General features: G+C 60.9%; 11 protein-coding genes and 1 pseudogene. 9 read left to right on the top strand and 3 right to left on the bottom strand.

Going from position 1 to position 12,884, the window contains the following annotated elements:
• Positions 1-43 precede the first annotated feature (43 nt).
• On the bottom strand, positions 44-1,285 hold the full coding sequence (locus tag B0G73_RS03470) for an NAD(P)/FAD-dependent oxidoreductase (protein ID WP_106277939.1): 1,242 nt from the start codon (positions 1,283-1,285) through the stop codon (positions 44-46).
• A gap of 279 nt (positions 1,286-1,564) precedes the next feature.
• Complete coding sequence (locus B0G73_RS03465) at positions 1,565-1,807, bottom strand: hypothetical protein (protein ID WP_106277937.1); 243 nt, start codon at positions 1,805-1,807, stop codon at positions 1,565-1,567.
• 638 nt (positions 1,808-2,445) lie between these two features.
• On the opposite strand from B0G73_RS03465, the gene B0G73_RS03460 reads away from it, so the two are divergent.
• The gene (locus tag B0G73_RS03460; protein WP_106278383.1) at positions 2,446-3,012 is read left to right on the top strand and encodes a phosphate-starvation-inducible PsiE family protein; all 567 of its coding nucleotides are present in this window, start codon (positions 2,446-2,448) and stop codon (positions 3,010-3,012) included.
• Positions 3,013-3,094: 82 nt separating this feature from the next.
• Here B0G73_RS03460 and B0G73_RS41070 read toward each other — a convergent pair.
• Positions 3,095-3,284: pseudogene (locus B0G73_RS41070) on the bottom strand (DSD1 family PLP-dependent enzyme); the annotation flags it as partial.
• Between B0G73_RS41070 and B0G73_RS41835 the strand changes: the two are divergent.
• The 8 genes from B0G73_RS41835 to B0G73_RS03415 all read left to right on the top strand — a co-directional run bounded on the left by B0G73_RS41835 (position 3,214) and on the right by B0G73_RS03415 (position 12,850).
• Positions 3,214-3,513, top strand: a complete 300-nt coding sequence (locus tag B0G73_RS41835) for a hypothetical protein (protein ID WP_374956995.1) — start codon at positions 3,214-3,216, stop codon at positions 3,511-3,513. The pseudogene B0G73_RS41070 and the gene B0G73_RS41835 sit on opposite strands and share 71 nt — an antisense overlap.
• A gap of 319 nt (positions 3,514-3,832) precedes the next feature.
• The gene (locus B0G73_RS03445; protein WP_106277933.1) at positions 3,833-5,410 is read left to right on the top strand and encodes an ABC transporter substrate-binding protein; all 1,578 of its coding nucleotides are present in this window, start codon (positions 3,833-3,835) and stop codon (positions 5,408-5,410) included.
• Between the two features lie 222 nt (positions 5,411-5,632).
• The gene (locus B0G73_RS03440) at positions 5,633-5,941 is read left to right on the top strand and encodes a (2Fe-2S)-binding protein (RefSeq protein WP_106277931.1); all 309 of its coding nucleotides are present in this window, start codon (positions 5,633-5,635) and stop codon (positions 5,939-5,941) included.
• Positions 5,923-7,353: an NAD(P)/FAD-dependent oxidoreductase gene (locus tag B0G73_RS03435; protein WP_106277929.1), complete on the top strand. Its 1,431-nt coding sequence runs from the start codon at positions 5,923-5,925 to the stop codon at positions 7,351-7,353. Before B0G73_RS03440 ends, B0G73_RS03435 begins: the two co-directional genes overlap by 19 nt.
• Positions 7,350-8,504 (top strand): FAD-binding oxidoreductase, encoded by a 1,155-nt coding sequence (locus B0G73_RS03430; RefSeq protein ID WP_106277927.1) that lies wholly within the window; start codon positions 7,350-7,352, stop codon positions 8,502-8,504. Before B0G73_RS03435 ends, B0G73_RS03430 begins: the two co-directional genes overlap by 4 nt.
• Before the next feature lie 221 nt (positions 8,505-8,725).
• A complete protein-coding gene (locus B0G73_RS03425) occupies positions 8,726-10,186 on the top strand; it encodes an aldehyde dehydrogenase family protein (RefSeq protein ID WP_106277925.1) in 1,461 nt (486 codons plus the stop codon).
• A 96-nt stretch (positions 10,187-10,282) separates the two neighbouring features.
• Positions 10,283-10,756 carry a GNAT family N-acetyltransferase gene (locus B0G73_RS03420; protein WP_106277923.1) on the top strand — a complete coding sequence of 158 codons (474 nt, stop codon included), beginning with the start codon at positions 10,283-10,285 and terminating at the stop codon, positions 10,754-10,756.
• 54 nt (positions 10,757-10,810) lie between these two features.
• Positions 10,811-12,850 carry a hydantoinase/oxoprolinase family protein gene (locus B0G73_RS03415; RefSeq protein WP_106277921.1) on the top strand — a complete coding sequence of 680 codons (2,040 nt, stop codon included), beginning with the start codon at positions 10,811-10,813 and terminating at the stop codon, positions 12,848-12,850.
• Positions 12,851-12,884 lie beyond the last annotated feature (34 nt).

Genomic DNA, 12,884 nt, shown 5'->3' with positions numbered 1-12,884 from the left:
CAGGTTCGCACAGACGTGCGGACCAAGGTTGTTGTGCTTACGCTCAGGCGCTATTCAGATAGCGATGCACCAGCGCCACCGCCATCGCTCCCTCGCCGACCGCCGACGCCACGCGCTTGATCGATGCGTGACGCACGTCGCCAGCTGCGAATACGCCGGGCACACATGTTTCCAGATGCAGCGGCGCGCGTTCGAGCGGCCAGTTCAGGGTCGCCCGATATTCCTGCAGATCAGGACCGGTCACTAGATAGCCGCCTTCATCGCGGACAATGCCGACGTCTTGCGCCCATTCAGTCTGCGGCACGCCACCAATGCAGACGAATAGCCAATTCGTCCTTGCCGTGCTTTGCCGGCCGGTGCGCACATCGGTCAGCGTGATCTCCTGCAACACGTCACTGCCTGCGAGCGCGGTAACTTCGGTGCACGTGCGCACTTCAATGTTCGGCGCCGACGTGACGCGATCCATCAGGTAGTGGGACAGCGTGTTCTTAAGCGATGCGTCACGCACGAGCATATAGACGCGGCTGGCGGTCTGCGAAAAATGCATGGCGGCCTGTCCGGCCGAATTGCCGCCGCCCACCACATATACGTCTTCGCCGTGGATCAGCTCGGCCTCACTCGCGCCCGCGCCGTAATAAAGGCCCGCGCCAAGAAAGCGCTCTTCGCCGCTCAGCCCTAGCGTGCGATATGCCACGCCGGTTGCGCAGATAGACGTGCGCGCCGTGATACGTGTGCCGTCTTCCAGATACACGATGCCACGCCCTGGCGGAAACTCCGCGTGGACGCCGGCGCGCGCCAGCAGGATTTCGGCGCCGAACTTGACGGCCTGGACGCGCGCCCGTTCAGCGAGGTCCACGCCGCTCACGCCCTGTGGAAAGCCCAGGTAGTTCTCGATTTTGGAACTGCTGCCTGCCTGGCCGCCCAGTGCCCAACGCTCCACCAGTACCGTACGCAAGCCCTCCGATGCACCGTACACCGCCGCGCTCAAACCCGCCGGTCCCGCGCCGTAAATCGCGAGATCGTAGGCCTCACGGGACGGACTTGCGAACCAGCCGAGCTTCTCGGTGATTTGCCGGATGGTGGGACATTCGAGCCGCGTGCCGTCGTCGAAGACGCAGACCGGCAAGCGCGAATCGGAAAGATGCTGCACGTGCGCCAGTTCCTCCGCTTCTTTATCGCTGCGCAGTTCGATCCATTCGAACGGTATATCGCAGCGATGCAGGAAGTCGCGTAGCGCGTAGCCATTTGCGCTGCGCATTGGCCCATAGATCCTGACCGTGACCATGCTATTCGCCTTTAGGTGGGAGATTCCTTCGTTTCACGCGTTTCCCAAGCAGGCGGCCGCGCCGGGATAGTTGCGGTTCGCCGTATTCAGGCATCGTAAGCCCATGGTAAGAGGCGTCTTTTGCGATACCGCCCGGTCTTGTTCGTTTTCTACTAAGGGTTCCATCACGTCGGGTCGTGCGATTGTCTGCCACGCGCCATATGCGTTCTGCTCGATCCCGCAGGCTCGACGTTCAAACGCGTGCGTTCGCATGGGCCGCTCCGGTTTCGTATCAAGGCGTCAATCTGGAAGCACGAACTCGGTACGCATGTCTTCGATCGCCTTCTGGACATGATGTGCGCAATTCGCGCCGAGGTCGTTGAGCGGCACGATGTTCCAGTTGCGGCCGGATGCGTCCGGCGGACACCGCTCCGGTAGCGGTATGCGCACGCGCAAAGCTCCCGGCACGTCCGCAGCGATTTTTGCCACGCGGTTCTGCAGTTCGTCGCGAATCTGCTCAGCGGTTCGAACGGTCTTCCCCATCGGTCTGCCTCTCTCGGTCGCATGTGCGGTTCGTGACTGAATGGCGCATACGTTCCTTTCGCGTGAGCATGCGCCAACGATGCTTTAAGTCTAGTCGCTAATCCGGGGATGTTTGGACAATCGCTCGCATCCGCGGACCGCATCAAGGGAGTGCACGCAACAAAGCTGATCGGAAAATGCGCAAAAGCCAGAAAGGCTCCGGAAAGAGGCGCGCGTGTCGCTGCATTGAAACCGTGAGTCACGCGAGGCAAGAGCTGCACACATCTTATAAGCGGTTGACGACCTGTCGGCACATCCCGCGTGGGGCGGCAGTGAGGCAATCCCCGTAACGCCGCCGAAATCGCGTATTCCATCTTGCGCTCGTTGGGGTACAGTGCATGGAACTGCTGCTCGAGGCTTAGTACTTCTTCGAATACATGACAGGAACCCGTATCAGAAGCGCGAGATAGTTCGGTCTCTGTTTTCAATCACTGGATATGTCAGTTCCGCCTTGGGCAGCTATCCGCGAGAAGCCGCAAGCGCGAAAGACCGTAGCATGTGCGTTACCCGAGCGTCGAATGAACTGTGCACAGTTCATGTGCAATCCATGCGCGCGGGGCGCGTTCGCGGCGCAGCCACGGCCGTCCGGGAGTCAAATCATGGAAAGTAAGAAAGGCTGGCTGCGCAAGGATCTCGATGCGTTGCGTCTGCAGTGGGCGATGCTCACCTTTTATGAACGATTCGAGCAGCTTGTCGCGCATGTGCTGAGCGTCGTGATTTCCATCATCATCCTCGTGTCGCTCTGGCAGTTGATTCAGGCGGTGATTTCATTGCTGGTTGCGGATGCGCTGAACCCACTGGATCACGCGGTGTATCAGACCGTCTTCGGTATGGTCATGACGTTGCTGATCGCGATGGAATTCAAACATTCGATTACGCGGGTGATGGCGCGGCGCGATCACATCGTGCAGGTCAAAACGGTGCTTCTGGTTGCGCTACTGGCTATCGCCCGCAAATTCATCATTCTCGATCCGGCCAGTGCGCCCGCCCAGATCGCGGCGCTTGCATTTGCGCTGATGGCGCTGGGGAGCGTCTACTGGCTGATGCGGCAGCGTGATGACCCGGTCGACGCACCGAACGCCGCGCAAGCGGAACGTGATCGCATGCTGCACGCGCAGCGACAGCGAGGGGGCCCGCCCCGCGCAGGCGACCAGCCCGACAATTAACTTGAGTCGCCGCGCTCGTCTCGTGACGGCAGTGTAAGCGTCAATCCGCCGGACGGCGTCGATGATCACGGGAAGTCCGGTCGGCTGGTGCGCAAGCGACGCTGTCGGCGACAATTTTCAGTCCGTAGTCCTTTCCCCGCAGCGCAAGCGCCCCGTGAGAGCCTGGTTGGCGCCATACCCATTGCGTAGGCGATGTCACGAATGCCGCTCGCAAAAAACTGCTCGGCTTCCTTCAGCGTGGACACGGTGATGCCGCTTGCCCCGGCGGCCATTCAAAACCGGTGGCTGCGAATTCGCCGATTTCCAGATTCGAGTGCCCCCATGGATCAGTTCCCGCAGACGGTCAATCCGGCGGCACGGGCAAAGCCGGGTGGCCACTACAGCCATATTTCAATTGCGCAAGACCTGATTTTCGTGTCAGGCCGGGTCGGAGACGCCGAACCCGCTCGCACCGCCGTGCCGCTTCCGGCACTCCACTTCGGTCTGAAGATTGAGATTTAAGCTGTCGCACAAAAATAGGCGCGTCGGTTCGCAACGCCAGGTTTGAGGTCGACGCGAAGAATCGACAGACAACATCCGCCCCCCATGGCCACGCAAATCATGCTGTGCACCCCACCAAGAACGATCGATTTGAATGGTTGGGATGCCTCGTTTGCAATAAAGGCCATTTTTTGCGGTGATTAAATTGGTTCGTCACGAGTCCGTTGCGAGCCGTTCCAGGCGACGGGTGTCAAGTTTCAACAGAGACGGCATCGCACGAGGCCGCGCCAGGTTCAGTTGTCATTGCACCATCAATCTCTCTATGTAAGGAGCAGTTCGCATGAACGACGCCCAGATCAAGAATGGCGGTATCAGCCGACGCGACATGATGCGTCTTCTCGCCGCCGGCGGAATGCTTGCCACTGGCGCCGGCGGACTGTTCGCCGGTGCGAAGTCGGCGATCGCCGCGCCGGCGCCCAAGAAGGGCGGAGCGATCCGGGTGGCGTATGACGCCGGATCGAGTGCGGACACCATGGACCCGGCCAAGGGCTCCGCAGGGTCCGACTACATTCGCTTCTTCATGTTCTATAGCGGACTCACGCAACTGGACCAAAGCTTGACACCGCAGATGAATCTTGCGGAAGCGTTGGATACGTCCGACGGTCGCGTCTGGATCATCAAGCTTCGCAAGGGCGCGACCTTTCATGACGGCAAGGCGCTGACACCGGCGGATGTCGTGTATTCGCTGATGCGCCACAAGGACCCTGCGATTGGCTCGAAGGTGAAAACGCTGGCCGATCAGTTCACCGATATCAAGGCAAGCGGTCCAAACGAAGTGACGTTGACGCTGACGTCGGCCAATGCCGACCTGCCGGTCATCCTCGCCACGCCGCAGTTCGTCATCGTCAAAAACGGTACGACCGACTTCTCGTCGGGAATCGGTACTGGTCCGTACAAGGTCAAAACGTTCAAGCCGGGTGTGACCACCATTGGCGTGCGCAATGAGAACTACTGGAAGCCGGGTCTGCCTTATCTGGACCAGATCGAACTCATCGGGATCGGCGATAACGCCGCCCGCGTGAACGCTTTGCTGGCCGGCGACGTGCACCTGATCAATTCCGTCGATCCCCGTTCGACCCAGCGAATCGCGTCGACGCCGGGCTATGCGGTGCTCGAAACGAAGTCGGGGCTCTATAGCGATCTGATCATGCGACATGACAATCCGCTCTCCGGCAACGCGGACTTCGTCGAGGGCATGAAATACATGTTCGACCGCGAGCAGATTCGTACTGCCGTATTTCGCGGCTATGCCGTGATCGGCAACGATCAGCCGATTCCGCCGGGGCATCGCTATTTCAATGCATCGGTGCCGCAACGGCAGGTGGATCTGGACAAGGCCAAGTATTACTTCAAGAAGGCGAATGCGATCGGCCCGGCGTTGCCTCCGATCTACGCGACGCCCGACGCAAATGGCTCGATCGAGATGGCCGAACTTCTGCAGCAGACGGGCGCGAAGATCGGCGTCAACGTGACGATCAATCGCGTGCCCGCCGATGGCTATTGGTCGAATCACTGGATGAAGCATCCGCTTGGTTTTGGCAGCGTGAATCCGCGTTCGAGCGCGGACGTCCTGTTCACGCAGTTCTTTAAATCGGATGCGCCATGGAACGAGTCGGGCTGGAACAATCCAAAGTTCGACCAGTTGCTCGTCGCCGCACGATCGGAAACGGACGAGACCAAACGCAAGCAGATGTACGGTGATATGCAGCAGATCGTTGCGACGCAGGGCAGCATCGGTATTCCGGCGTTCATCAGTATTCTCGATGCGAACGACAAGCGTCTGCAAGGACTCGGGTCGATCCCAACGGGGGCGATGATGGGCTTTTCATTTGCCGAACACGTATGGTGGAACGCGTAAGCCCGCGCGGTAAAGCGCGTGACCGGCGCACCGACATAGATTGACCGGTGTCCTGACGCCGCATCGTGTGCTGCGGAGCGTCCGCAAAACGGTGAGATCTGTGCAGCACGCCCACCAATACGGCATAACGCCGGGTTTTTAAGGTGATTAAATGTCTCTCAGTGGGGTCGCATCCTTTCATGATCAGCGCCGCGCATGCGGCGTGCGTTGGGAGTCATGTGCATGAAGTCCAAATTCGTCCGGCTGTCAGAAACGGCGCGGACTCCGGTTCGGTTTTGCATCGACGGAGAAACGGTCACAGGCTTTGAAGGCGATACGCTTCTCGTAGCCGTGCTGTGCAACACGGATCATGTGCGTCATTCGGAGTTCGGTCCGGAAACACGCGCCGGCTTCTGCCTGATGGGTGCATGTCAGGACTGCTGGGTGTGGACCGCGGATGGCGAACGCATGCGCGCCTGCACGACAATGGTCAGTGCCGATCTGAACATGGTGACTCGCCAGCCGGAGGTGCAATGGCCGAACCTCGCGTGATCATTGTCGGCGCGGGGCCGGCCGGGGTTCGCTGCGCTCAGGCGCTGGTCGCCGCCGGCTTGCGTCCGTTTGTCATAGATGAAAGCAGGCGCGACGGCGGCCAGATCTACCGGCGCCAGCCAGATCAGTTCACTCGCCCGTACAGCAAGCTGTATGGCACCGAGGCGCCGCGTGCGCTCGACCTGCACGAGAGCTTCGAGCGCCTTCGCGCGAGCATCGACTATCAATCTGAAACCCTTGCATGGAATGTCGTGGGCGGCACACTCCACACCACGCACGCGGGCGTGGCGAGCCAGCATCCGTTCGACGCGCTGGTGCTGTGTCCGGGCGCGACCGACCGGCTGATGCCGGTGAAAGGTTGGCAACGGGCCGGTACGTATAGTCTCGGCGCCTCACAGATCGCGCTCAAGGCGCAAGCGTGCGCGATCGGCAGCAACGTGGTGTTCATGGGTTCGGGGCCGTTGCTGTATCTCGTCGCGAGCCAGTATGTGCAGGCGGGCGCAAAGGTCGCAGCGGTGCTGGACACCTCGCCGTTCGCCAGGCGTCTTCGCGCATTGCCGAAGCTGCTTGCGCGTCCCGATGTATTACGCAAGGGCGCGGCGCTGGTCTCGTCGCTCAGGAAGCAGGGCGTGAAGATCGAGACGGGCATCGTGCCGGTGGAGATTCACGGCGATGACCAGCGGGGTGTGGATGGCGTGAGTTATCGCACGGCGCGTGGCGTGCAGCATCGCATCGCGTGCGACGCGGTGGCGCTCGGTTATCACCTGCGGCCCGAAACGCAGCTCGCGGACCTCGCAGGCTGCACTTTTACATTCGATGCATCGACGCGCCAGTGGCTACCGCAACTCGACGAGATGGGGCGCAGTTCGGTTAAAAACGTGTATCTGGCAGGTGATGGCGCGCGTGTGCTCGGCGCGGACGGCGCTGAAACCGCGGGGGCGCTCGCAGCGTTCGCCGTGTTGCAGGACCTCGGCCGCGCTGTCGATACATCGCGGGTCGCGTCCCTGATTCGCACGCGGGAGAAAATGGACCGCTTCCGCGCAGGGCTCGCCATCGCGTTTCCCTGGCCGGCCCAGCAGGCGGCTGCGCTCTCCGATGACACCATCGTGTGCCGATGCGAAGGCATCTCGGCAGGCGAATTGCGGCGGGTGGTTCGCGACGAGGGCGCGCGCGAAGCGAATCGTGCCAAGGCATTCAGCCGTGTCGGCATGGGCCGCTGCCAGGGCCGCTATTGCGGCCATGCCGCGGCTGAAGTGATCGCCGGCGAATCAGGCGTGCCACTCGAACAGGTCGGCCGCTTGCGCGGTCAGGCACCCGTGAAGCCATTTGCGATCTCAACGGTTTCCGATACCCTGGCTGCAACGCAGGTCGTGGCCGGGCATACCGCGCTTTCGACGCTGGAGGAAGAATGAAGCGGATAGAGGCGGATGTGGTCATTGTCGGTGGTGGCTTCATGGGCGCGGCGGCGGCCTTTTTCCTGCGCCAGCGCGGACGCTCTGTCATCGTGCTCGAGCGCGGCCTGATCGGCCAGCAGGCGAGCGGCACGAATTTCGGCAACGTACGCCGTCAGGGGCGCTTTCTGCCGCAGTTGCCTCTTGCTAACCGCTCACGCGAGATATGGGGAAAACTCCCGGAACTAATCGGTCATGATGCAGAGTTTCTGCCGTCGGGACACGTGCGTGTCTGCTACCGGCAGGAACAGGACGACGCGCTCGAGATCTATGCGCGTGAGGCCAGTCACTATGGATTGAAGCTCGATCTGTATCGCGGCGCCGAGATGCGTGCCAAATTCCCATTTCTGGGCAAAGAAGTGCGTGCGGCTTCCCACTCCGTGATGGACGGTCACGCGAATCCGCGCCTTGCCGCGCCAGCGTTCGGTCGAGCTGCGGCACGCGCGGGCGCGCGTATCGAAGAGAACACGGAGATTGCCGTCGTCGAGAAAGACGGCGATACATTTCGCGCACGAAGCACCGACGGCCGTGAATTCTGTGCGCCGAATCTGCTGATTACAGCGGGCGCGTGGGGAAATCAGCTGAGCGAACAATTCGGTGAAGCCGTTCCGATTGCCGTGCGGGCGCCCCAGATGGCCGTGACCGAACCCATGCCTTATGGACTGCGCGAGGTGGTCGGCGTGACCTCACCGTTGCTCGAAGAAGTCGTCTATTTCCGGCAGGTCAAACGCGGAAACATTGTGATCGGGGGCTGCGCGCGTGGGCCCGCCTACCTTGACGAGCGTCGCGCAAAAGTCTTGCCGGAAAGTCCGCTGATCCAGTTCCGTCAACTGGCGCGTGTGGCGCCAGCGCTGACGCGGCTGCATATCATTCGCGTGTGGAGCGGCGTGGAGGGCTATATGCCGGACGATCGCCCGATCATGGGCCCGAGCAACAAGGTGGATGGTCTTTACTATGCATTCGGTTTCTGCGGCGCGGGCTTTCAATTGGGCCCGGGCGTCGGCGATGTCATGGCCGAGCTTATCGATACCGGCGCAACCAGCACGCCGATCGACGCATTTGCAATCGAACGGTTTGCGGCAACGGCGACGTCCGCAGCGGTCGCGGCATAGCACGGTCAAAGGCGCCGACGCCTGCGCGCCGCGCTCTACGCAGATTCTGCTACGTGCCTTCGTATTTGCGCATGACGCCGAGTGCCTTCCTGAAAAGCGCCCGCGTCAGGCCGGCCACGCATTTTGATAGCTTGCACGCGGGCTCGCCGTTACCCATATGAACGTCGCGCGCTGCGTTCACCCGATTGCCGGAGCTTATTACTCTTTCCTGGATGTGTGCGATGACTTCTCTCTCAACGAACGCTTATAACGTCGATCCGGTCGCATGCCAGCGTTTCTATATCGACGGCCGCTGGATTGCACCCGCAAAGCCCACATTCATGCCGGTTATCAATCCCGCGACGGAGGAACCCGTCGCCGAGATAGCATTGGGTTCCTCCGAGGACGTCGATCGCGCGGTCAGTGCTGCCCGCGCGGCGTTCGATGGCTGGTCGTCCTCGCCTGTAGCGACGCGCGTCGCCATTCTTGGCAGGATGCATGATCTGATTCTCGAACGAAAGGAAATGTTCGCCCAGGCAATATCGCTTGAAATGGGCGCTGCAATTTCTTTCGCGCGTTCGCTGCAGGTTCCGCTTGCGGCCGAGCACGTTCGGATCGCACGCGACGTGGTTTCGCAATATCGCTTTGTGTCCGTCAATAAAGGCACGGCAATTTCACGTGAGCCGATCGGCGTTTGCGCGCTCATCACGCCATGGAACTGGCCGCTTTACCAGATCACCGCAAAGGTCGCTTCGGCGCTCGCGGCCGGGTGTACGGTGGTGCTCAAGCCGAGCGAGTTGTCGCCGCTCAGCGCGCAGCTCTTCGCACAACTGGTTCACGACGCCGGCGTTCCTCCCGGCGTGTTCAATCTGATTAACGGCACAGGTCCGAAAGTGGGCGCGGCGCTCGCGGAGCACGTGGACGTCGACATGATCTCGATCACCGGGTCGAACCGCGCCGGCGTGCTGGTTGCCCAGGCGGCAGCGCCGACGGTCAAGCGTGTCGCCCAGGAACTGGGTGGCAAGTCCCCGAACGTCATGCTTCCTGATGCCGATTTTGCGAAGGCCGTACCGCTCGGCGTGATGTCCGCATTTCGCAACGTCGGACAATCATGTAGCGCACCCACGCGGATGATTGTGCCCCGCGACAGACTTGCGGATGTCGAAGCTTTGGCCTTGGCAACTGCTGAAGCAATTGTCGTGGGCGATCCCCAATCCGACGCGACGGTATTAGGGCCCATCGCCAACGAGGCCCAGTTCAACCGCGTGCAGACCATGATTCTCGCGGGCGTGGAGAGTGGAGCGAAATTGATTTGCGGAGGGCCCGGGCGAGTGGAAGGTTTCAGCAAAGGCTTCTTCGCCCGCCCGACGATTTTCTCCGAGGTACTACCTCAGATGCGGATCGCGCAGGAAGAAATCTTCGGTCCGGTTCTTTGCATCATTCCCTACGACACGATCGACCAGGCAGTCGAGATAGCGAACAGCACGCCCTATGGACTGGGCGCCCACGTGCAGACTCAGGATATCGACGCCGGGCGCGCAGTCGCATTTCGCATTCGGGCGGGACAGGTTCATATCAACCATCCGGCATGGGATCCGCACGCGCCGTTCGGTGGCTATAAGCAATCCGGTAATGGACGCGAGTATGGTGTTCAAGGATTCGAAGAGTACCTCGAAACGAAGGCTATTCTTGGTCACGGATGATCGAGGCACGACTTTGATCCCTGAAAAACGGGGATCTGCCTACGTTATTGGCTCAACCAGCAAACCGATCGGCAGGGCGATCCACCAAGTCTCGTCATGACAGCGTCAAGTCCCACATTTCAGCTTTTGCCTTTCGAATCCGGGTCGGCGCGCTGGTCGCGCGATGGCTTCGAAGTGGATACCGACCGGCAGCGTATCGATGTGCCGGCCACCCAGCGTTTGCTGATCGAGGAAAGTTACTGGGCGCAAGAATCGACGGCCGACGCTTTGCGGCGAGCAATAGCCGGATCCGTGGCGTTTGGGCTGTATGACGGCTTGCGGCAGATCGGCTTTGCACGGGTCGTCACGGACGGCGTCGCATTTGCTTACGTGCGCGACGTGATCGTGGCAAGTGCATATCGTGGGCAGGGTCTGGGCCTGTGGCTCATGCAGACAATTGGCGAGCATCCCGACCTGATACCCGTGCGCCGATGGATGTTGTCGACGCGGGACGCTCATACGCTCTACGAAAAGGTCGGCTTCAAGCGTGTCGGATATACCGATCTCCTCATGACGAAGGCCGCCGAGTGAGCGCATCCAGCGTCATACGAGCAGCGGGAAAGCATTCTTTTCAGGGTAGCTAACATGGCCTACAGGGTTGGAGTTGATATTGGCGGTTCGTTCACGGACTTCGCGGTGCTGGACGAAAAGGACAACACGATTCGAACGTTGAAGGTGTTGTCACGGCCCGATGAACCGGGCGCGGAGATCAGGACCGGTATGGCGGTATTCGCCGAGCGCGACGGTATTGCCGCGGCAGACGTCAGCTACTTCACGCATGGGACGACCGTCGGCGTCAATACCGTCATTCAGCGCAAGGGCGCCAAACTGGCGCTTCTCACCACCCTGCATTTCGAGGATGTGCTTGAGCTGGGCCGTCTCAAGATGCCGCGCTTTCACAATCTGTATGCGCGCCGTCCGGTCCCGCTGGTTCCTCGGTATTCGGTATTTGGAATCGATGAGCGTACCGACGCCGCCGGCGAGGTTCTCACGGAGGTCGATGCCACAGCCGTCAAGCGAGCCTTCGAGCAGGCACAGGAGCAGGGTTGCGAGGCCATCGTGATCTCCTTTCTGCATTCCTATCGCAATCCGGAGAACGAGCGGGCCGCGAAAGCTGCGATCGCGGATATTGCGCCTTCTTTTCCGGTGTTCTGTTCAAGCGACGTGTGGCCCATCATCCGCGAATATGAACGAACGGTGACCGGGGTGATCAGCGGCTATGTGCAGCCGAAAGTGGCCCGCTATCTCACGGCTTTCGAGGAAGCACTAAACGAAGTCGGCGTTCCCGTGCCGCCGCGCATCACGAAATCGAACGGAGGCGTGATGAGCGCGCGCCAGGCGAAGGAAGAATGCGTGCAGATGATCTTGTCGGGTACCGCGTCCGGCGTGATCGGCGCCGGCTATCTGGCACGCATGATGGGACTGCCCAGGATACTGAGCCTCGACATTGGCGGCACGAGCGCCGACGTGGCAGTCATTGTGGATGGCGCGGCGGAATATGGTGCAGGTGAGTTGATCGGTGAGTTCCCGATCTTCATCCCTTCTGTGTCCGTCACATCGATCGGCCAGGGCGGCGGGTCGATCGCGTGGGTCGATGACCTCGGCGTGCTGCAAGTGGGCCCCGAAAGCGCGGGATCGAGTCCGGGGCCGGCGTGCTTCGACAAGGGCGGGCTTCGGCCGGCGGTGACCGACGCGTTCGCCGCCTGCGGTTTGATCGGCCACAGCAAGCTGGGTTATAGCGCCGTGAACATCGACGTGAAGAAGGCGCAGACCGCATTGGCGCCGCTCGCAGACGCGCTGAATCTGAGTTTGTTCGAAACCGCCGAGAGCATCATTACGATTGCTGTATCGGGCATGTTCGCCGATACCAGCGGATTGATGTCGCGCTTCGGCATTGATCCGCGCGAATTCTATCTGCTCGCATTCGGCGGTGCAGGGCCGATGATGGCGTGCTTTCTCGCACGCGAACTGAATATCAAAGGGGTGATCGTTCCGTCGACACCGGGTGTATTGAGCGCACTGGGCGGGTTGATAGCCGATCTGAAGAACGATTTCATCAAGACGTTGTATATCGATCTGGATGCGGCTTCGATCCCGTTGCTGCAGGAATCGTTTGACGCGCTGAAATTGCGCGCCGAGCATTGGCTCTATCGGGACCAGCAGTTCGAAGGAGAAAGCACGCTCTCGTACACGACCGAGATGCGGTATCGCGGACAGTCCTTCGAAATCGAAGTGCGGCTCGATCCGGACTGGGTCGCTCAGGGCGATCTGGACGCGATCACCGCTGCCTTTCACGCGCAGCATCAGCGTTTGTTCGGCCACAGCGATTCCCTCGCGCCGCTGCAAATGATCAGCCTGCGGCTGCTGATTACCGGCAAGACGCCGAAGCCGGCGCTCGCGCGCATCGAACACAGTACGGCCGCTCCGGTGCCCGCTGCGTTCGTCGACGCATACGTCGACGGCGAAGTGCGCAACGTCGCGCTATATCAGCGTGCACATTTGCTTGCGGGACAATGCTTCGATGGTCCGGCGATCGTCGCTCAGGACGATTGCACGACATGCGTGCTGCCCGCAATGAGCGTGACAGTTGATACATTCGGCAATCTCGTGATCACCATGCATTGATGGCCCGCCTGCGTCGCGCCCGTGCTGCTCGCGG

Origin of the sequence: Paraburkholderia sp. BL25I1N1, assembly GCF_003002025.1 — a bacterium.
GTDB lineage: Bacteria > Pseudomonadota > Gammaproteobacteria > Burkholderiales > Burkholderiaceae > Paraburkholderia.
The sequence above is the reverse complement of the archived record's forward strand: the minus strand, read 5'-3'. Positions and strand labels throughout refer to the sequence as shown.

Bases quoted from the DNA above. Each gene is read 5' to 3' on its own strand.
- B0G73_RS03470 (WP_106277939.1), bottom strand. From the start codon at position 1,285: ATGGTCACGGTCAGGATCTATGGGCCAATGCGCAGCGCAAATGGCTAC.
- B0G73_RS03465 (WP_106277937.1), bottom strand. From the start codon at position 1,807: ATGGGGAAGACCGTTCGAACCGCTGAGCAGATTCGCGACGAACTGCAG.
- B0G73_RS03460 (WP_106278383.1), top strand. From the start codon at position 2,446: ATGGAAAGTAAGAAAGGCTGGCTGCGCAAGGATCTCGATGCGTTGCGT.
- B0G73_RS41835 (WP_374956995.1), top strand. From the start codon at position 3,214: ATGCCGCTCGCAAAAAACTGCTCGGCTTCCTTCAGCGTGGACACGGTG.
- B0G73_RS03445 (WP_106277933.1), top strand. From the start codon at position 3,833: ATGAACGACGCCCAGATCAAGAATGGCGGTATCAGCCGACGCGACATG.
- B0G73_RS03440 (WP_106277931.1), top strand. From the start codon at position 5,633: ATGAAGTCCAAATTCGTCCGGCTGTCAGAAACGGCGCGGACTCCGGTT.
- B0G73_RS03435 (WP_106277929.1), top strand. From the start codon at position 5,923: ATGGCCGAACCTCGCGTGATCATTGTCGGCGCGGGGCCGGCCGGGGTT.
- B0G73_RS03430 (WP_106277927.1), top strand. From the start codon at position 7,350: ATGAAGCGGATAGAGGCGGATGTGGTCATTGTCGGTGGTGGCTTCATG.
- B0G73_RS03425 (WP_106277925.1), top strand. From the start codon at position 8,726: ATGACTTCTCTCTCAACGAACGCTTATAACGTCGATCCGGTCGCATGC.
- B0G73_RS03420 (WP_106277923.1), top strand. From the start codon at position 10,283: ATGACAGCGTCAAGTCCCACATTTCAGCTTTTGCCTTTCGAATCCGGG.
- B0G73_RS03415 (WP_106277921.1), top strand. From the start codon at position 10,811: ATGGCCTACAGGGTTGGAGTTGATATTGGCGGTTCGTTCACGGACTTC.